Origin of the sequence: Pseudomonas fluorescens (assembly GCF_902497625.1) — a bacterium.
Lineage (GTDB): Bacteria > Pseudomonadota > Gammaproteobacteria > Pseudomonadales > Pseudomonadaceae > Aquipseudomonas > Aquipseudomonas fluorescens_BQ.
Genome location: NZ_CABVGX010000006.1, coordinates 44,747 through 64,106, shown reverse-complemented (window position 1 = coordinate 64,106; position 19,360 = coordinate 44,747). Strand labels below are relative to the sequence as shown.

Annotated in this window: 14 protein-coding genes, 2 tRNA genes and 1 pseudogene; 16 read left to right on the top strand and 1 reads right to left on the bottom strand. The window is 59.5% G+C overall.

Features of this window, described 5'->3' with window-relative positions; genetic code table 11:
• Window positions 1-19: 19 nt before the first annotated feature.
• The 5 genes and pseudogenes from F8N12_RS05570 to F8N12_RS05550 all read left to right on the top strand — a co-directional run bounded on the left by F8N12_RS05570 (window position 20) and on the right by F8N12_RS05550 (window position 2,682).
• Window positions 20-95: transfer RNA gene (locus F8N12_RS05570), tRNA-Phe, on the top strand.
• A 132-nt stretch (window positions 96-227) separates the two neighbouring features.
• Window positions 228-806: pseudogene (locus F8N12_RS05565) on the top strand (PDDEXK nuclease domain-containing protein); the annotation flags it as partial.
• 5 nt (window positions 807-811) lie between these two features.
• Window positions 812-1,786 carry an alpha/beta fold hydrolase gene (locus F8N12_RS05560; RefSeq protein ID WP_150579552.1) on the top strand — a complete coding sequence of 325 codons (975 nt, stop codon included), beginning with the start codon at window positions 812-814 and terminating at the stop codon, window positions 1,784-1,786.
• Between the two features lie 20 nt (window positions 1,787-1,806).
• Window positions 1,807-2,223 carry a hypothetical protein gene (locus F8N12_RS05555; RefSeq protein ID WP_150579551.1) on the top strand — a complete coding sequence of 139 codons (417 nt, stop codon included), beginning with the start codon at window positions 1,807-1,809 and terminating at the stop codon, window positions 2,221-2,223.
• A 6-nt stretch (window positions 2,224-2,229) separates the two neighbouring features.
• Window positions 2,230-2,682: a hypothetical protein gene (locus tag F8N12_RS05550; RefSeq protein WP_150579550.1), complete on the top strand. Its 453-nt coding sequence runs from the start codon at window positions 2,230-2,232 to the stop codon at window positions 2,680-2,682.
• A gap of 72 nt (window positions 2,683-2,754) precedes the next feature.
• Here F8N12_RS05550 and gabP read toward each other — a convergent pair whose 3' ends face one another.
• A complete protein-coding gene (gene gabP / locus F8N12_RS05545) occupies window positions 2,755-4,146 on the bottom strand; it encodes a GABA permease (protein WP_150579549.1) in 1,392 nt (463 codons plus the stop codon).
• Window positions 4,147-4,708: 562 nt separating this feature from the next.
• Here gabP and F8N12_RS05540 point away from each other — a divergent pair.
• The 11 genes from F8N12_RS05540 to F8N12_RS05490 all read left to right on the top strand — a co-directional run bounded on the left by F8N12_RS05540 (window position 4,709) and on the right by F8N12_RS05490 (window position 19,257).
• A complete protein-coding gene (locus F8N12_RS05540; protein ID WP_150579548.1) occupies window positions 4,709-5,482 on the top strand; it encodes an ABC transporter ATP-binding protein in 774 nt (257 codons plus the stop codon).
• A gap of 13 nt (window positions 5,483-5,495) precedes the next feature.
• The gene (locus F8N12_RS05535; protein ID WP_150579547.1) at window positions 5,496-6,242 is read left to right on the top strand and encodes an ABC transporter substrate-binding protein; all 747 of its coding nucleotides are present in this window, start codon (window positions 5,496-5,498) and stop codon (window positions 6,240-6,242) included.
• Window positions 6,243-6,319: 77 nt separating this feature from the next.
• Window positions 6,320-7,015 carry an ABC transporter permease gene (locus F8N12_RS05530; protein WP_028620966.1) on the top strand — a complete coding sequence of 232 codons (696 nt, stop codon included), beginning with the start codon at window positions 6,320-6,322 and terminating at the stop codon, window positions 7,013-7,015.
• A complete protein-coding gene (locus F8N12_RS05525; protein WP_150579546.1) occupies window positions 7,012-7,701 on the top strand; it encodes an ABC transporter permease in 690 nt (229 codons plus the stop codon). The genes F8N12_RS05530 and F8N12_RS05525 overlap by 4 nt, the downstream gene beginning before the upstream one ends.
• Window positions 7,682-8,911, top strand: coding sequence for a methyltransferase (locus F8N12_RS05520; protein WP_150579545.1), 1,230 nt, complete (start codon window positions 7,682-7,684; stop codon window positions 8,909-8,911). The genes F8N12_RS05525 and F8N12_RS05520 overlap by 20 nt, the downstream gene beginning before the upstream one ends.
• Window positions 8,912-9,339: 428 nt before the next feature.
• Window positions 9,340-9,415, top strand: a tRNA-Thr gene (locus F8N12_RS05515).
• Between the two features lie 306 nt (window positions 9,416-9,721).
• On the top strand, window positions 9,722-12,217 hold the full coding sequence (locus tag F8N12_RS05510; RefSeq protein WP_150579544.1) for a type I restriction-modification system subunit M: 2,496 nt from the start codon (window positions 9,722-9,724) through the stop codon (window positions 12,215-12,217).
• A complete protein-coding gene (locus F8N12_RS05505) occupies window positions 12,210-13,484 on the top strand; it encodes a restriction endonuclease subunit S (protein ID WP_150579543.1) in 1,275 nt (424 codons plus the stop codon). The genes F8N12_RS05510 and F8N12_RS05505 overlap by 8 nt, the downstream gene beginning before the upstream one ends.
• The gene (locus F8N12_RS05500; RefSeq protein ID WP_150579542.1) at window positions 13,481-15,142 is read left to right on the top strand and encodes an ATP-binding protein; all 1,662 of its coding nucleotides are present in this window, start codon (window positions 13,481-13,483) and stop codon (window positions 15,140-15,142) included. Before F8N12_RS05505 ends, F8N12_RS05500 begins: the two co-directional genes overlap by 4 nt.
• A gap of 84 nt (window positions 15,143-15,226) precedes the next feature.
• Window positions 15,227-18,559: a type I restriction endonuclease subunit R gene (locus F8N12_RS05495; RefSeq protein WP_150579541.1), complete on the top strand. Its 3,333-nt coding sequence runs from the start codon at window positions 15,227-15,229 to the stop codon at window positions 18,557-18,559.
• Complete coding sequence (locus F8N12_RS05490; protein ID WP_150579540.1) at window positions 18,556-19,257, top strand: M48 family metallopeptidase; 702 nt, start codon at window positions 18,556-18,558, stop codon at window positions 19,255-19,257. The genes F8N12_RS05495 and F8N12_RS05490 overlap by 4 nt, the downstream gene beginning before the upstream one ends.
• Window positions 19,258-19,360 lie beyond the last annotated feature (103 nt).

Sequence of the window (19,360 nt, the reverse complement as noted above, 5' to 3'; positions counted from 1 at the left end):
CCGTTTAATGCGCCCCGTTGCCCAGATAGCTCAGTCGGTAGAGCAGGGGATTGAAAATCCCCGTGTCGGCGGTTCGATTCCGTCTCTGGGCACCAAATACCGAAAACCCTGAATCGCAAGATTCAGGGTTTTTTTATGCCCGGGATTTGATCACGGGTTCGGAAAAGCATCCGGCTTGGCAGAATCCTGCCCGCTGACACGGACTACAGGACCTACTCCTTGAGCCCCTTCAGCAAATGAACGCACAACCCAGAGATTTCATCAGAGACCCGGTGATGCTTGAATTTCTGGGCCTGCCCAATGCAGGGCTGACGCAGGAAACCAGTCTCGAACAGGCATTGATCAATCAACTTCAGGCTTTCTTGCTTGAGCTAGGCAAAGGCTTCGCTTTCATCGCCCGGCAGCAACGGATCAGCACAGAGAGCAAAGACTTCTATATTGACCTGGTGTTCTACAATTACCCGCTGAAGTGCTTTGTCATTTTTGATCTCAAACGCGGCGAGCTGACCCATCAGGACGTAGGGCAGATGGACATGTACGTGCGCATGTACGACGACCTCAAACGTGGTGCGGAGGACGGTCCGACCGTAGGGATTATTCTTTGCGCACAAAAAGACGAGTCGGTAGTGCATTACTCGATGCTGGAAGGTCATGAGCAATTGTTCGCCAGCAAGTACAAGTTGGTTCTGCCTAGCGAAGAAGAATTACGTGCGGAACTGGATCGCGAACGCGCGGCGATCGAAGAGCGGCGCCTCGATCAGGCAGCCGATGAAGACAATCGTCACCCGTTACCCGCAAAGGCTTGAAGCGTATGAATATGCAGGACACGCCGTTGGCCGCAGCGCAAATCGAGTCGAAGCTCACCACCGCTGGCACCCCCTTCAAGGAGCCCGCTCCAGATGGCCATCTCCTCGGTGGCTTCACTTGGCGACATGCCATCCATGACAGCTCCCGCCCGGTCGTCATTATCAACGCTGCCACCTCCGTTCGCTGCCGCCACTACTCGCGCTTCGCCGATTACCTGTTTGCCAACGGCTTCGACGTCATCACTTACGATTACCGCGGGATCGGTGAATCGCGGCCGCCATCACTCAAAGGGCTCGAGGCGTCGTGGACCGATTGGGGTGCGCTGGATTTCGAAGCGATGCTCAAGCGCGCACAGCGCGAATTTCCCCGCCAGCCAATCGACGTGATCGGTCACAGCTTCGGCGGCTGCGCTGCGGGCCTGGCTGCATCTGGCGGTGTGATTCGACACATGGTCACGGTTGGGGCGCAATTCGCCTATTGGCGCGACTATGCACCGGTGCACCGTTGGCGAATGTTCGGCAAGTGGCACGTGGCAATGCCGTTGCTGACAACGGTCTGCGGTTACTTCCCCGGCAAACGCCTTGGCTGGCTGGAAGACACGCCAGCAGGCGTAGTTCGCGACTGGAGCACGCCCACGGCACGCTATGAAACGCGTCCGAGCGGAAAACTGATCTTAAGCCAGAACCGTCGGCTGCCCTTCGCCAATGTCACGGCCAAACTGCTCGCCATCAGCATTACCGACGATCCGTACGGCACCATTGCGGCCATCGAACGCCTGCTCTGTTATTTCACCTACGGCACAAAGACCCATCTGCGAATCGCCCCGCAGGACATCGGCGAACAAGAAGTTGGTCATTTCGCCTTTTTTCGCAGCGCATACCAAGCCACACTATGGCCCATTGCATTGTCCTGGCTGCAACACGGCGAACTGGCCCCCGATACACCCGGGCGGACAGTGCCACGCAATCAGTCCTTTTAACGAACAATGGATCAGAACACATGGCTTCCGCCAGTAAACAGCAAAAACGCGCCACACGCGCCAAAGCCAAGGCCAAGCAGAACCGCAGCCAGCGGGCTGCCGCGCCGGTGGAACTGGACCCGAATGATGATCGCATCGACTTTGAATCGGTCGATCTGACCGACCTGTTCAAGGAGATGATCGAGGCGGAAAAAATCAGCCAGAAAGCCATGTGCACAGCCTTTCTCGAACACCCACTGCTCGCTCTCGTGCTGCAGCAGGAAGGTGAAGAAACCGCGACGGACTTCATCATCGGCGCCTTGATCGAGTATCGCCAATGGTCCACCGAAACAGACGAAGCCGGCGCGATGGCCTGGATCGAATCCCCAGCCTTCCAGGTTGATTACGTAGCGGCCTCCGAAGCCATCGCGGCCCAAAATCCACAGAAACCAGACTGAGTTCCCATGGCCTCCCTCAACAAGCAACAGAAACGCGCAAAGCGCGCCAAGATTAAAGCGAAGCAAATTAATATTCACGGCAGAAAGCCTGCCACCCTGGATGATGACCTCGGTGAGATCGGCGAACCGATCCCGGAATACACCTTGGCGATGTTCAGCAAAATGCGCGACGCGGAAGCCACCAGTCGTAGCGACATGTTGCAGATCCTGCTGGCGGAACTCGCTGTAATCATCAGTGACCAGCCCAAACTGCTGGACATGGAAAACGCTGACAACGAAGCCATGGCCGCCACGCACTTGGCCGCCGACATGCTGATCGACTACCGCATGTGGGCCGACGGAATGGACCGCGAGGCCGCACAGGCTTGGCTGACTGATCCACAATTCATCACGGATTTCGGCACCGCGCTGGACAGCTATCGCCAGACGCTGGATGCGCAGGAAGCAAAGGTCGAGTAGGTACGCATCTTTAAACAAAAAACGGGCGCCTGTCATCCCTGACAGCGGCCGTTTTGCGTCACCCACAAACCATCAGTTCAACGCAGCTGCCCCGACTCTTTGCTGCTTGCGACGCCGGGACACGATCAACCCGGCAGCGACCACAAGCACGCTCAGCAACCCGGTTGCGAGGATTTCCACGCGATGGGCTTCCTGGAACAGCATGATCGTCAGCACGCCGACAATGAACACAATAACGGCGTAGGTCAGGCCCGGGAACAGCCACATCTGGAACTCGACTTTCTCCCCGGCCGCTTTACGTTTCTGGCGCATGCGCAGCTGTGAAACTGCGATCACCAGGTAAACCAGCAACGCGATGGCGCCCGAGCTGGCCAGCAGGAATTCAAACACGGCAGCCGGTGCTACGTAGTTGGCAAATACCGCCAGGAATGCAGCGCCGGTCGACAGCATGACCGCCCAATACGGCGTGCCGCTGCGATTGGTGCGGGTGGAGACGACCGGTGCATCGCCGCGCTTGCCCAGCGAAAACATCATCCGCGACGCGGTATAAAGCGCCGAGTTCAGGCAACTGGTAACGGCGACCAGCACCACGATGTCGACGATCAGCTTGGCGTTCGGGATGCCCATCCGCTCAAGTACAGTCTGATAAGAGCCGACGCTGGCCAGTACCGGGTCGTTCCACGGCACCAACGCCACAACGATGAAAATCGACACGAGATAAAACAAGCCGATCCGCCAGATCACCGAGTTGGTGGCCTTGGAGATTTGCTTGCCCGGATCTTTGGATTCCGCCGCCGCGATGGTCACGATCTCCGTGCCCATGAACGAGAACATGGTAGTCAGCATGGCAGCGAGTACCGCGCCCATGCCGTTCGGCAGGAAACCCTGAGTGTCAAACAGGTGCGAAACGCCGCTGACCTGGCTGGTCGGCAGGAAGCCGAAAATGGCCAGAACACCCAAAGCAATGAAGCCGACAATCGCAATGACCTTGATCAAAGCGAACCAGAATTCGAACTCGCCATAATTCTTCACGCTGAACAGGTTGGTCGCGGTCAGCAACAGTGTGATCACCAGCGTGAACGCCCAGATCGCGATGTTCGGGAACCACGCATGCAGAATGGTCGCTGCGGCGTTGGCTTCCAGCGGAATCACCAATACCCAGAACCACCAGTACAACCAGCCGATGGTAAAACCGGCCCAGTGTCCGATCGCACGGTCTGCGTAGGTCGAGAACGAGCCAGTATCCGGCGAAGCGACAGCCATTTCACCGAGCATGCGCATGACCAGCACCACCAGCGTACCGGCAGCCGCATAGGCCAACAGCACGGCGGGCCCCGCCGCAGCAATGGCGTGGCCCGAGCCGACAAACAGGCCGGCACCGATAACTCCGGCAATCGACAGCATGGTCACATGACGCGGTTTAAGCCCCTGTTCGAGGCCGTTGGAGCTTGGGTTACTGCTCATAAAACTACCTTTGTAAGGGAAAGCGGTGTACGTCCATCCCGCCGATAATTCTCTCTCGTAAAAAGAAACCAACGGGGCGTTTCATATTCTGCACGCAATAATTGAGCCAAAATGTAACAAAGTCTGTAAAGACGAGGACTGCGGACTGACCGGACGGTCATCGCAAGTCATTGAGATTAATGGCAATTCGCCAGAGCGTTACCCTGTGACTCACCTTGATGACGAATTTGTGCATCAGAAACACAGCATCAAAATGCCGGTCGCCCAATAAAAGGGCAGATCAGCTACGTTTGTCCGGATAGCGCTTCCAGTACCCCGCCAAAGCTGGCAACATCGCGCCTTTTTTTACGCGACACCCACAACGCCATAGCTGAAAGAAGGCTTCAAACGGCTGTTCGGTTGATAGCAGCGCGACAGTCTGCTGCGCCGATGCGACAACCGGCCGCACGCCACCCGTTTACCGCGCCAACCGCTGTTGGCTGCCATTCAGACGCTATGCTAGCTTGGCCGCCTCGCCAGGAAGGCCGCTAACAGCAGGAGCGAAACACTATGAGGAACGCACATGGCTGAGGCCACGCCCGCGCTTGAAATCCGCAACTTGCACAAACGCTACGGCCAGCTCGAAGTGCTCAAAGGCATCTCGCTGACCGCCCGCGACGGCGATGTGATCTCGATCCTGGGTTCCTCCGGTTCCGGCAAGTCCACGTTCCTGCGCTGCATCAACCTGCTGGAAAACCCGCATCAGGGCCAGATCCTGGTGGCTGGCGAAGAACTCAAGCTCAAAGCTGCGAAGAACGGCGAACTGGTCGCTGCCGATGGCAAGCAGATCAATCGCCTGCGCAGTCAAATCGGTTTTGTGTTTCAAAACTTCAATTTGTGGCCGCACATGAGCGTGCTCGACAACATCATCGAAGCCCCGCGTCGCGTGCTCGGTCAGAGCAAAGCCGAAGCCACCGAAGTGGCCGAAGCCTTGCTGGCCAAGGTCGGCATCGCCGACAAGCGCCACGCCTACCCTGCCGAACTGTCCGGCGGCCAGCAGCAGCGCGCAGCGATCGCCCGCACGCTGGCGATGCAGCCCAAGGTGATTCTGTTCGATGAGCCCACTTCCGCGCTTGACCCGGAAATGGTCCAGGAAGTACTTAATGTCATCCGTGCATTGGCCGAAGAAGGCCGCACCATGTTGCTCGTGACCCATGAGATGGGCTTTGCCCGTCAGGTCTCCAGCGAAGTGGTGTTCCTCCACCAGGGCCTGGTAGAAGAGCAAGGATCGCCACAGCAGGTGTTCGACAACCCGCTTTCGGCGCGCTGCAAACAATTCATGTCCAGCAACCGCTAACGGAGCTATCCACATGCAGAACTTCAAAAAGATCTTCCTGGCAGCCGCCGTCACCCTGGCGTTCAGCGCCGGTGCCGCCGCCGAAACCTTGAAGATGGGCATCGAAGCGGCGTACCCGCCGTTCAATAACAAAGATGCCAGCGGCAACGTTGTCGGCTTCGACAAGGAAATCGGCGACGCGCTGTGCGCCAAGATGAAAGTTGAATGCACCGTGGTCACGTCTGACTGGGACGGCATCATCCCGGCTCTGAATGCGAAGAAGTTCGACTTCCTGATTTCATCGATGTCGATCACCGACGAGCGCAAGCAAGCGGTCGACTTCACTGACCCGTACTACTCCAACAAACTGCAATTCATCGCAAAGAAAGACGCGGACTTCAAAACCGACAAGGATTCCCTGCAAGGCAAAGTGATCGGCGCACAACGTGCGACCCTCGCTGGCACCTGGATGGAAGACAACATGGAAGGCGTTGAAGTCAAACTCTACGACACCCAGGAAAACGCCTACCTCGACCTGACCTCCGGCCGTCTCGACGGTATCCTCGCCGACAAATACGTCAACTACGAGTGGCTGAAAAGCGAAGCCGGCAAGTCCTACGAATTCAAAGGCGACCCGGTGGAAGAAAGCGACAAGATCGGTATCGCAGTGCGCAAAGGCGATGAGATCCGCACCAGGCTGAATACCGCGCTGAAAGAAATCGTTGCCGACGGCACCTACAAGAAAATCAACGACAAGTACTTCCCGTTCAGCATCTATTGATTCTGACCTGCCGGACCGACGCCGTTCGCTGACGGCGCCGGTCCCCGGCATTGCCTGCCGCGATTGAAAAGAATTCCATGACTATCGATCTCTACGGATTCGGCCCTGCGCTCGCCGCTGGCGCGCTGATGACTGTGAAACTGGCACTCTCGGCCCTGTGTCTCGGGCTGGTGCTCGGCCTGCTTGGCGCTTTGGCCAAGACTTCCCCGTACAAGCCGCTGCAATGGCTTGGCGGCACGTATTCAACGCTGGTTCGCGGCATTCCGGAATTGCTCTGGGTGCTGCTGATCTACTTCGGCACGGTCAATCTGATGCGTGCCCTGGGCGAATTTTTCGGCAAACCCGACCTCGAACTCAACGCGTTCTCCGCTGGCGTTATCGCCCTGGGCCTGTGCTTCGGCGCGTATGCCACGGAAGTTTTCCGAGGTGCGATCCTGGCGATCCCCAAAGGACACCGTGAAGCTGGCGTCGCGTTGGGCCTGTCGAAGTTTCGCATCTTCACCAAGCTGATCATGCCGCAGATGTGGCGCATCGCCCTGCCCGGCCTGGGTAATCTGTTCATGATCCTGATGAAGGACACCGCGCTGGTGTCGGTCATCGGCCTGGAAGAAATCATGCGCCACGCGCAAATCGGCGTGACCGTGTCCAAGCAACCGTTCACCTTCTATATGGTTGCCGCGTTCATGTACCTGGGCCTGACGATTCTGGCCATGACCGGCATGCACTTCATGGAAAAACGCGCCGCTCGCGGCTTCGCGAGGAGCACCCAATGAACTGGGAAGTCATCATCAAATGGCTGCCGAAACTGGCCCAGGGCGCCACGCTGACCCTGGAGCTGGTGGCCATTGCAGTGATCGCCGGGTTGCTGCTGGCGATCCCGCTGGGCATCGCCCGTTCATCGCGTCTTTGGTACGTGCGCGCGTTTCCCTACGCCTACATCTTCTTTTTCCGCGGTACGCCGTTATTGGTTCAGCTGTTCCTGGTCTACTACGGCCTGGCCCAGTTTGACGCCGTGCGTAACAGCTCGATGTGGCCATACCTGCGCAACCCGTTCTGGTGCGCAACCGCCACCATGACGCTGCACACTGCCGCGTACATCGCCGAGATCCTGCGCGGTTCGATTCAGGCCATCCCTAAAGGCGAGATCGAAGCCGCCCGGGCGCTGGGCATGTCCCGCGCCAAAGCGATGTTCTACATCATCCTGCCTCGCGCCACGCGCATCGGGTTACCGGCATACAGCAACGAAGTGATCCTGATGCTCAAGGCCAGTGCCCTGGCCAGTACCGTGACGTTGCTGGAGCTGACCGGCATGGCCCGCACCATCATTGCCCGGACTTACCTCCCGGTGGAGATCTTCTTCGCGGCAGGCATGTTCTATCTGCTGATGGCGTTTGTACTGGTCCGCGGCTTCAAGCTGCTGGAGCGCTGGCTGCGCGTTGATGCCTGCCAAGGCCGCTGATGCCTGCGTGCTGACGGGCGAGGACCTGCTCGCCCGCTTCACGGCGCTGGATGCGTTTCTGATTGAGCATCAGGCGCTGTGGAAGCCTCGGCCGTTCACACACCTGCATCTTCCCTGGGAAGCGTCCTACCCGCCATTGTCTGCATGGCTACGGGCACGGACGCTGGAGGATGCGGAAAGCGCGCATAACCAACCCGCACTTCTCGATGCACCAGAACCCTTCGCATCACTGGCAGCCATGTCGCTTGAGCTGAGTGCAGCGGGTGAGTTGCCTTCGTTCCAACTTGAAACAGTTGTGCATCGCTTAAACGTCGATGTGCCGGGGCGTAAATGGCAGCAGATCGAGGCGTTCGCCAGTCGGTTGATGTTTACCGCCACGGCAACCCATTGGCTGGACTGGTGTTCAGGCAAAGGCCACTTGGGTCGACGGTTGTTGCAGCCTTCTCAGCAGCTCACCTGCCTGGAATACGATCCGGCGCTGGTCACAAGTGGGCAAGCCCTCAGTCAGCGTCATCAGCTGCACGCGCTGCATGTCGAACAGGATGTACTGGCGCCAGGCGTTGCCTCTTTATTGAACGCTTCACATACGCCGGTCGCTTTGCACGCTTGCGGTGATCTGCACGTGCGCCTGATCCAGCTCGCCAGCGCGGCCGGTTGCAAACAACTGGCGATCGCACCGTGCTGTTACAACCGGATCAGTTCTGCCGCCTACCAGCCAATTTCCCGCGCTGGCTTAAGCTCCCACTTACAGCTTTCCCTCGACGATCTGTCGCTACCCGCGAGTGAAACCGTCACCGCCGGCGCCCGCGTCAGACGTCAGCGCGATACCTCGATGGCCCGTCGCCTGGCTTTCGACCTGTTGCAACGGGAGTTGCGCGGTGTTGATGAATATCTGCCTACGCCTTCCCTGCCGAGCTCATGGCTGGATAAATCCTTCGCTGATTACTGCCATCATTTGGCCGCGCTGAATGAGTTATCCACAACGGGCGTGCAGGACTGGTCGGCGCTTGAAGCCGCTGGATGGCAGCGATTAGCCGAGGTGCGCAATCTTGAGCTGCTGCGCGGACTTTTCCGACGCCCGCTTGAACTCTGGTTGGTGCTGGATCGAGCGCTTTACCTGTGTGATCGAGGCTACGACGTCAGACTCGGCACCTTCTGCGAAACCCCGCTTACACCGCGTAATTTCATGTTGCTCGCAGAGAAGCCCTGACGGCCCTCAACCTGTGGATAACTCTGTTGATGAAATTATAGTGGATCCAATATATACAAGTGTTTCAGCGGTGAAACTGCACTGTTCACTTTTTGTACCATTGCATAAAAAACCGCAAAAACAGGCATTTGCGTGCTAAGTGAGAAAGGATCCACAAAAATGCTCGCTGAGGCGTGATGCAGATGTCGCGTTGTGCATAAGCGTTAAGCCGAAACAACATAAACAGGTTGCCTGTGCTCGAACATTTTTCCCAAGTGCTGCATTTATAGGCGATGGATTAGGGGGTTATGGAGCTGAAGACCTTCGTTTTTGCAGATTCTCGTCAGCATTTTCAAGGCTCGAGGACCTCACCTGACGCCTTCGTAAAAATAGTCTGAATTCAGGGGTTTACAGAACCATTCCAATCGCTATAATCGTCGCCCTAACACGCCGGTATAGCTCAGTTGGTAGAGCAACTGACTTGTAATCAGTAGGTCCCGGGTTCGACTCCTGGTGCCGGCACCATACAAAACAACAACTTAGGCTCACCTCACGGTGGGCCTTTTTTGTTTCAGAGCAATTCAACGCCATTTGGTCACAGCTTTGGTCACAGCTTCCCGCTTGATTAAACTGAATGCGCCTCTGTTCCGGCGAAATTCGCGCACAGCGAGCGCTGTAATCACGCCACCAGTTCCTCCCAAAAAAGCCAACAACTCGCCCCAACCTCTAATAGTCCCCCACCGCCCCTACTGCACCTTGCGTTAGAATCCCGGGCACCCACCCATCTCCAGGGACCGCATCGCCAGCACGGCGACGATAAGGATCACCGCAATGCCCCTCACGCTTCAGCAACTGGAACGTCACCTGTTCAAGGCCGCCGACATTCTGCGCGGCAAGATGGATGCCTCCGAGTTCAAGGAATACATCTTCGGCATGCTGTTCCTAAAGCGCTGCTCAGACGTGTTCGAGGAGCGCTACGAACAAGTCATTGCGCAGGAGCTGCAGGCGGGCAAGAGCCAAGCTGACGCCTACGTCGCGGCCGAGAACCCGCGCTGGTACAGGCGTGATGGCAGTTTCTGGGTGCCCAACCAGTCGCGCTTCAAGCACTTGGTCAACGAAGCCCACATCAACGTCGGCGACCTGCTGAACAAGGCCCTGGCCGGTATCGAGGAGAGCAACTCCTCCCTGGAAGGGGTACTGGAGCACATCGACTTCACCCGCAAGGTCGGCCAGAGCAAGATCCCCGATCAAAAGTTGCGCCAGCTGATCACCCACTTCGGCGAAGTGCGCCTGAGCAATAGCGACTTCGAGTTCCCCGACCTGCTCGGCGCCGCCTACGAGTACCTGATTGCCGAGTTCGCCGACTCCGCTGGCAAGAAGGGCGGCGAGTTCTACACACCACGCTCGGTGGTGCGGCTGATGGTTCAACTGCTCAAGCCGACCCTGGACCACGACATCTATGACCCCTGCTGTGGCTCGGGCGGCATGCTGATCGCCGCCAAGGAGTACATCGAGGAGCACGGCGAGGACGCGCGCAAGGCCAACCTGTTCGGCCAGGAGTTCAACGGCACCGTCTGGTCCATTGCGCAGATGAACATGCTGCTGCACGGCATCAGCAGCGCTTGGCTGGAGAACGAAGACACCCTGGCTGCCCCCCGGCATATTGAGGGCGGCGAGCTGCGCCGTTTCGATCGAATCCTCACCAACCCGCCGTTCTCCATCAACTGGGGGCACACCGAAAAGAACCCCGATGGCAGCTTGGCCTGGAACCCGAGCTTTCGCGAGGAGCGCTTCCGCTTCGGCGAAGTGCCGCTGGGGGCGAAGAAGGCCGACTTGATGTTCCTCCAGCACATGCTGGCGGTGACCAAGGACGAGGGCATGATCGCCACCGTACTACCCCATGGCGTGCTGTTCCGTGGCGGTGAGGAGAAGGCCATCCGCGCCGGCATCATCGAACACGACCTGCTCGAAGCGGTGATCGGCCTGCCGGCCAACCTGTTCTACGGCACCGGCATCCCCGCCTGCATCTTGGTGTTGCGCCAGCAGAAGCAGGAGGGTGCCAACCGGGTCAGTGGCAAACCGGCCGAGCGCCAGGGCCAGGTGCTGTTCATCAACGCCGACCGAGAATACTTCGAGGGCCGTGCGCAGAACTTCCTGCTGCCCGAGCATATCGAGAAGATCACCACCGCCTTCGACGACTTCCGCCAGATCGACGGCTTGGCCGTGGTGTTGGATATCGCCACCCTGCGCGCCAACGACTACAACCTGAATATCCGCCGCTATGTGGACAATGCCCCGGCACCAGAGCCGCATGACGTGCGTGCCCACCTGCTGGGCGGAGTGTCCAAGGCCGAGGTAACGGCCAAGGCCGAGCTGTTTGCCGCCCAAGGGCTAAACCCGCTGGATCTGTTCATCGAGCGCGACGCGCGCTACTACGACTTTCGCCCCGAGCTGGCCAGCCGCCAGGTAGTCAAGCCAGCCATCGAGGGCAATTCCGGCCTGCAGGCCAAGGAAGCCACCCTGAACGGGGCCTTCGATGGCTGGTGGCAGGCGCATGGCTCTAGCATCACTGCCCTGGCCGGCCAGCAGGGTAATAGCGGCGCCCTGGTGCGATTGCGCAGCGAGCTGCTGGCGAGCTTTAGCCAGGCGCTGGAACCCGTAGGCCTGCTGGCCCCCTTCCAGGTGCGTGGCATCGTCGCCGGTTTCTGGTACCAGAGCAAATACGACTTCCTCACCCTGATGTCCCGTGATTGCAAAGGTGTGATTGATGCCTGGCGCACCAGCATCGTCACCGCTCTGGACGACAAGGCCAGCAAGGACAACCCGTTGGAGCACAAGCTGGTGCGCTTCCTACTTGACGCGTTCGTCAGCGACCTTGCCGAGTTGGAGGCGAAGAAGGCCGAGCTGGACAGCCAGCTCAAGGTCGCAACGCCGAGCAAGGGCGGGGATGGTGAAGAAGCCGGCGAAGCGGAGGCCGAAGGCGACGAGGACAATACCGTTGGCGAGGCCCAGCTCAAGGCCTGGAAGGCCGAGCTGACCAAGGTGAAAAAGCAGCTCAAGGCCCGCCAGGAAAGCTTGGCCGCCCAGCTTAACCAGGCCGTGGATGTACTCAGCGAGGCACAGGCCGCCGAACTACTGCTGACCATCCTCCATCACGATATGCAGGCCATCCTTCTGCGCTATATCGCCGCCCAGCGCAAGGGCGTGGTCGCCGCCTTCGAAAACTGGTGGGACAAATACCGGGTTACGCTGGCGGAAATCGAGGGCAAGCGCGATGCGGCAGCGCAGGCGTTGCAGGGTTTTCTAAAGGGGTTGGGGTATGTCTGAGACCGCACTTTCGGCAATTGCCGAGATCAACCCCAGCGTTTGCATTCCACAAGGAATAACTGGCAGTGAAGACGTGTCGTTCATCCCGATGAGCGACGTATCGGAGTCAGGTGATTGGATCACGCAACAAAGGCGCTCACTGCGTTCGGTAGCCACTGGATTTACCTTTTTCAAGGATGGCGATGTGCTGGTCGCCAAAATTACACCTTGCCTCGAGAACGGCAAGGGCGCCCATGCTATAGGACTGTGCAACGGTATTGGCTTTGGGAGTACAGAGTTTCATGTCCTCCGAGCCAAGCCAGGCATTCATCCCCGCTTTGTCTTTCACATTACGCAGAGTCGCCGCTTTAGGCAGGCGGCAGAACGGCAAATGGTTGGCTCCGCCGGCCAACAGCGTGTACAGCGCCAGTTTTTTGATGAGTTCCTAGTTAGAGACTTTTCCTCGGATGAGCAGGTTGCCATCACCCAAATCCTCGACACCCTCGACACAACCATCCGTGAAACCGGGGCACTAATCGACAAGCTTAAGGCCGTCAAGCAGGGCCTGTTGTACGACCTGCTGACCCGAGGCATCGACACCAACGGCGAGCTGCGCCCGGCGCAGAGCGAAGCACCGCAGCTCTACAAAGAGTCGCCGCTGGGGTGGATTCCTCAAGAGTGGGAGGTGCAACGGCTTGATGCTGTTGCGGCTCGCGGCAGCGGCCATACTCCGAGCAAGAGCGTCCCGTCCTACTGGAATGGCGGCATCAAGTGGGTTTCTCTGGCCGACTCGCATCGTCTCGACAAAATTTATATCTACGAGACGGACAAGGAAATCAGCGAGCTTGGCATAGCCAACTCATCAGCAGTTGTTCACCCCGAAGGCACTGTCATTCTGTCCCGTGATGCGGGAGTCGGGAAAAGTGCCATCCTCGGATGCGACATGGCGGTGAGCCAGCACTTTATAGGATGGTGTTGCCGAGAAAAGCTGAACAACCTTTTCCTATACTTCTACCTGCAACGAGAAAAGCCCAAGTTCGAAGCGATAGCGATGGGAAGTACGATCAAGACAATCGGGCTTCCATTCTTCAAGAGCTATGAGGTCGTGGTACCCCCGCGCCGAGAGCAGGACCGAGTTGCCGCTATCTTGATGAAGACCGAGCAGGATCTAGCGGCGCACGCTGCTGAGCTGGAAAAACTAAGCCAGCAGAAGATTGGCCTGATGGACGACATCCTCACCGGCCGCATCCGCGTTACCCCGCTGCTGCAAGGAGCCGCTACCCCATGAGAAATAGCCTGCCGCCCCGCGAAACCCTCACCGTCGAGTTCAAGAGTGACCTGAAGAAGCTCTCCGACCGCGAACTGATTGAGTCCCTGATCTGCCTGGCCAATGCCGAAGGCGGCGAGCTATGGCTGGGTGTGGAGGACGCCGGCACGCCTACCGGCCTGCATGCCGAGCATCGCCTGTTGGACGGTCTGGCCGGCATGGTGGCGGCGCGTACCTCGCCCTCGTTGGCGGTACAGGCTGAGGCAGTCGAGGTGGATGGCGTGACCGTGGCGCGTATCCTCGTACCCAAGGTCCAGAGTGAGGTGTCCACCGCCGGCGGCGTCTATCTGCGCCGCCGCCTCAAGCACGATGGCACACCTGAGTGTGCACCCATGCTGCCCCATGAGCGCAGCAGCCGTGCCTCCAGCTTCGGCCTGATTGACGTATCGGCCCAGCCAGTGGCCGGCGCCACCCTGGCCGACCTCGACCCACTGGAGCGCGAACGCCTGCGCCAGGCAGTGCAGCTGTACGGTGGCGACCGGGTGCTGCAGGAGTTGGACGATGAGGCTCTCGACGGCGCACTGCTGCTCACCGCGCGCCAACCGGATGGCTCCCGCGTGCCCACGCTTACCGGTCTGCTGTTGGTGGGCCGGGAAACCTCGCTGCGCCAGTTAGTGCCAACCCACGAGTTCGCGTTCCAGGTGCTGGCCCAGCAGGCTGTTCGCTTCAACGAATTTCGCCGCTTCCCGCTGCTCAAGGGGCTGGACTGGCTGGAAACCAACTTCCGACCCTACAACCCCGAGGAAGAGATGCAGGTCGGGCTGTTCCGCGTGCCGGTGCCCAAGGTCGACATGGGGGCTTTCCGTGAGGCCGTGGCCAACGCCTTGGTCCACCGCGACTATCATGGCCGAGGTGCCGTGCATGTACGCCTGGAAGACGAGGCCCTGGTGGTCAGCAACCCCGGCGGTCTGGTCGATGGCGTCACCCTGGCCAACCTGTTGGTTACCGAGCCGCGCCCGCGCAACCCAGCCCTGGCCGACGCCATGAAACGCATCGGCGTGGTCGAGCGCTCCGGTCGCGGCGTGGACAAGATCTTTCGCGGCATGCTCAAGTTCGGCCGCCCGGCGCCGGACTATGGCTATACCACGGCCCAGAGCGTGGTGCTGCGCCTGCCCACCTCCGAGGCCGACCTCGACTTCCGCCGTCTAGTCGTGGAGGAGGAGCGGCGCACCAACGCTGAGCTACCCATCGACAGCCTGATTGCCCTGGCTGCGCTGCGCTCGGCCAAACGTGTTACAGCGGACGAGCTTGCGGAGCACATTCAGCGCGACCCCGCGAGCGCCAAGCGAACCCTGGAAGCCCTGACCGAAGCGGGATTGGTGGAAGCCCACGGCGCTACGCGAGCGCGCAGTTACACCTTGTCGGCCAGACTGTATCAGGCCTCGGGTGACAAGGCCGCCTATACCCGGCAAGCCGGTTTCACACCAATTCAACACGAGCAGATGGTGCTGAGTTATGTGCGTCAGCATGGGCAGATCAAACGGGCCGAAGTGATGGAGCTTTGCCGCTTAGCCGAAGGGCAAGCCAAGAAGCTGCTTGGCCGCCTTCGTGATGAACAGCGTCTCATCCAGCATGGAGAGCGGCGAGGCAGCTACTACACGAGGGGCCCGCAGGGATAACTTATGGGTCGTTATGGGTCGTTATGGGCCGTTATGGATTGAATCGGATGCAGCTCATCCAATAGAGATAAAGGGAGTAGGCCTGTGGGCTGGGAACTGGAAGACGTCGAGAAACCCTTTGTTGCGCAGCTGCAAGGGCAGGGCTGGCGCCATGTCGAGGGGAGCCTCGACACCCCCTCCGTATCCGGGCGAAGCAGCTTCGCCGAGGTCATTCAGGACGCTATGCTGCGCGAACGGTTGCGGGCCATCAACCTGCGCGATGGTCAGCCCTGGCTGGATGATCAGCGTATCGCAGAAGCGCTGGCGGCCATCACCCGCTTGGGTGCCGGCAAGCTTATGGAGGCCAACCAAAAGGCCACCGAGCTGTTGCTAAAAGGCGTCACCGTAGATGGCCTGCCTGGCTGGGAGGGTGGTCGCGGGCAAACCATTCAGTTCATTGACTGGGGCACGCCCGGCAATAACCACTTCAGCGTTATCAATCAATTCCGTGTAGATTGCCCGCCCGGTTACGACAGCGGCAAGAAATTCATCATCCCGGATTTGGTGCTGCTGGTTAATGGCATCCCGCTGGTGGTGGTGGAGTGCAAGAGCCCCTCCATCCCCGAACCGCTGGTCGAGGCGGTAGACCAGCTGCGCCGCTACAGCAACCAACGCAAGGTGGCCTTCGAGGTCGAGGAAAACGAGGGCAACGAGGCGCTGTTCGCCAGCGTACAGCTGCTGATCGCCAGCAGCTTCGACGAGGCGCGGGTCGGCTGCATTGGCGCCGGCTTCGCCCATTTTGCCCAGTGGAAAACGGTGGTCGGCCCGGATGGCAGCGGAAGCGAGCAGGCCGTTGCCGAGGCCCTAGGCAAGCCCAAGCTGTCCGAACAGGAGCGCCTAGTGGCCGGCCTGCTGGCTCCGGCGCAGTTGCTCGACCTGATTCGTCATTTCATGCTGTTTATGCAGGTGGGCGGGCAGACCATCAAGACCGTTTGCCGATACCAGCAATACCGTGCGGTGAACCGCGCGATCACCCGACTGAAGACCGGGTCAACCCGCCGCGAACACGGCGAGTCAGACCAGCGTGGCGGCATTGTCTGGCACACCCAGGGTTCTGGGAAAAGCCTAACCATGGTGTTCCTGGTACGCAAGATGCGCACCGATGCGCAGCTGCGCCGCTTCAAGGTGATAGTGGTCACCGACCGCAAGGATCTTCAGCACCAGTTGGCTGCCACGGCCACCCTGAGCGGCGAGCTGCCGGAGGTGGCATCCAATATCGAGGGCGTAAAAGCTCTGGCCCGTCGCCAGGGGCCGGGGCTGGTATTCGCCACCATCCAGAAGTACCGCAACCTGGAGCAGGAGGTAGAGGCCACGGTTGAGCAGGATGCGGCACAAACTGCATCGGCAATGGCCAACGCGGCGAAAAAATCCGCGCCCTACCAGGCGAGTAAGCCCTTCGAGGTGCTCAACGGCGATGAGAATATTCTGGTGCTGGTGGATGAGGCGCACCGTACCCAGGCCGGTGACCTGCACGCCAACCTGCTGGCCGGCCTACCCAACTGCGCACGAATCGGCTTCACTGGCACGCCGATCATCATGGGTGACAAGAAGCGCACCCACGAGATTTTCGGTGCCTTTATCGACAAATACACCATCAAGGAAGCCGAGGCTGACGGCGCAACGGTACCGGTGCTCTACGAAGGACGCACGGCACAAGGCGCAGTGAAAGACGGTGCCAGCCTGGACGAGCTGTTCGAGGACCTGTTCCGCGACTACAGCCAGGAAGAGCTGGAGCTGATCAAGAAAAAATACGCAACCAAGGGGCATATCTTCGACGCTCCGGCGCTGATCGCCGATAAGGCCCGCGATATCCTCCGTCATTACGTCACCAACATCCTGCCCAACGGCTACAAAGCCCAGGTGGTGGCCTACAGCCGGATTGCGGCGATTCGATATTTCAATGCCTTGCAGAGCGCCCGCGACGAGTTGCTTGCCGAGGCCGAAGCTTTGCCGGCAACCGACAAGGGCCTCGACGACGAAGCGCTGTGCCAGCGACCGCCAAAGGTGCAGGCGCGCATTCAGGCATGGCGCTATCGCGACATGCTACGCAGCTTGGAATTCGCGCCGATAATTTCCGGTAGCAACAACGATCCGGCGGAGTGGAAGGGTTGGACGGACGGGGCCAAACAAGAGCTACTGATCAAGCGCTTCAAAAAGGCTCTGCACCATGAGCAGCCGGGCAAAGCTGACCCGCTGGCTTTTCTGATCGTCAAATCCATGCTGCTGACCGGTTTCGATGCGCCCATCGAAGGCGTGATGTACCTCGATAGGCCGATCAAGGAGGCGGAACTGCTGCAGGCTATCGCCCGGGTAAACCGTACTGGCTTCGGCAAGCGCTGCGGAATAGTGGTCGATTATTACGGAGTGGCCAACCATTTGCAGGAGGCCCTGGCGGCCTATGCCGATGAAGATATCGAGGGCGCGCTGAGCAGCATCAAGGACGAAGTGCCGGTGCTACGCGATCGTCACCTGCGGGTGGCGGATGTGTTGCGGCGTCAGGGTATCGAGTCGCTGGAGGACACCGAGGCCTGCCTTGCGGCCCTGGAGCAGGAGAAAGTACGCGCCGAGTTCGCGGTCAAGCTGAAGGCTTTTCTGGCCTCGCTTGATACAGTGTTGCCGCGCCCTGAGGGACTGCCCTTCGTCAAGGATGCCAAGCGTCTGGCCTATATCCACGCGCGCGCGCGCGGGCGTTACAAGGATCTGCCGCAGTTGGGCAAGGATGTCGGGGCCAAGGTTCGCAAGCTGATTGATGATCACGTCATCTCGCTGGGCATCGACCCGAAGATTCCGCCCATCCAACTTACCGATGCAGACTTCGAGAAGCAGTTGTCGCGTAGCGTCAACGACCGGGCCAAGGCATCGGAGATGGAGCATGCCATTCGCTCGCATATCCGCAAGCACGCCGACGAGGACCCGGTGCTGTTCCGAAAGCTGTCGGAGCGCCTGAGCGAATTGCTCAAGTCCCTTGGCGAGCAATGGGAGCAGTTAGTCATCCAGATGCAGAAGATCATCGACGAGCTACGCACTGGGCAGGTTAGTGACGACAGTACGTCCATGGACTTGCCCGAACACTACACACCCTTCCTGCGCACCCTGCTGGACGTGGTATGCACCGATGCAATCCCGCAGCCCAACGAACTGCTGCGTCTGAAGGATGTGACGGTGGAGTTGGTCGATATGCTGGTGGATGAGTTGCTGAGCCATCGCGATATCTGGAGCCCACGCAAGCGCGCCGCCCAGGAGGAGCTGTCTGGCCAGCTGTTCGAACGCCTGATGCGCCTGCGACCGCCACTGGTCGACATGGATACGGCCGAAGTCTTGGCCGACCGCCTGATGAAACAGGCGCAGGCCAGCCATGACAGGCTGATGCGGCTGTGAGCGTGACGATATTGACGGTGGATGATCTGCACCTGGTACTGCGCTGCAGTGCGCGGCGCAAGACGCTGCAGATCACCGTCGAGCGCGATGGCGAGCTGATCTTATCGGCCCCGCCCGGGGTGGAGGAGCAGGTGCTGCGGCAGTTCGTGCAGGAGAAGAGCTTCTGGATTTACTCGCGGCTTGCCGAGAAAGAGCGCCTGCAGCGTGCCATCCCTACCAAGGAGTATGTAGATGGCGAAGGCTTTCTCTACCTTGGGCGCAGCTATCGTTTGAAACTTGTGGATGAGCAGGATGTGCCGCTGAAGTTGTCGGCCGGGCGCTTTCGCCTGCTGCGCTGCGAGCTGGGACGCGCGCGTGAGCATTTCGTTCGTTGGTACAGCGAGCATGCCCGCAGCTGGCTGGCCGTGCGCGTGAAGGACTATCAGGCGCGCATGGAAGTTTTGCCCGGCGGTGTGCGCGTGCAGGACCTGGGTTACCGCTGGGGCTCTTGTGGCAAGGGCGCGCTGCTGTACTTCCACTGGAAGACCGTCCTGCTGCCCAAGCACATCGCTGAATATGTGGTGGTGCATGAGATGGTGCACTTGCACGAGCCGCACCACACCCCAGAGTTCTGGTTGCGCCTAGAGCGCGCCATGCCCGACTACGCTCAACGCAAGGACTGGCTGGCTGAGCATGGAATCGAGGTTGAGGGTCTTTGAGCCAAGCGTAGAGAGTATCGAACAACTGGTCGACGTCGAACTCACCGACAACAACCTAGCTGGAACAGCGCTTCATATGCCGGATGCCGCCCCCCCCCCGATA